The sequence below is a fragment of the Capnocytophaga sp. oral taxon 329 str. F0087 genome (assembly GCF_000213295.2).
GTDB lineage: Bacteria > Bacteroidota > Bacteroidia > Flavobacteriales > Flavobacteriaceae > Capnocytophaga > Capnocytophaga leadbetteri_A.
Genome location: NZ_KN390089.1, coordinates 2,689 through 3,301, shown reverse-complemented (window position 1 = coordinate 3,301; position 613 = coordinate 2,689). Strand labels below are relative to the sequence as shown.

Sequence of the window (613 nt, the reverse complement as noted above, 5' to 3'; positions counted from 1 at the left end):
TAGTACCTTGGTAATTGGTACTGGTAGCTTAACAGTAACGCCAGTAACGCCACTTACTGTACCTAATGGTATAACAGGTGGTACTACTAGCAGTGTACTTACTGGAGTAAGACTCAACGGTAATGTAGTAACGAATACTAACTCAGTAACGATAACCTTTAGCGGTTTGCCAGCAGGCGTTACTACCGATACACAAGGACGTATTGTGATACCAGCGGGCACTCCAGCTACTAGCACTCTTGTTACTTACAAAGTATGCGAAAAACTTAACCCAACCAATTGCCAAACCGTAACTAGTACCTTGGTAATCGGTACCGGTAGCTTGACTGTAACACCTGTAACACCGCTTACGGTTCCTAATGGTATAACAGGTGGTACTACTAGCAGTGTACTTACAGGTATCACCCTAAACGGCGCAACGGTAACCAATACTAATTCGGTAACCATCAGCTTTAGTGGTCTGCCAACAGGAGTAACCTCTAATACTAACGGTCAGCTTGTAATACCAGCAGGTACTCCAGCGGGTACTCATACTATTACTTATAGAGTATGCGAAAAGCTTAACCCAACGAATTGCCAAACCGTAACAAGTACATTGGTAATCGGTACTGGT

The 613-nt window shown here is 43.7% G+C and carries 1 protein-coding gene; it reads left to right on the top strand.

Going from position 1 to position 613, the window contains the following annotated elements; all coding sequences use genetic code 11:
- Positions 1 to 613: hypothetical protein (locus HMPREF9074_RS12510; RefSeq protein WP_198133050.1), on the top strand; the 613-nt coding region annotated here is incomplete at both ends.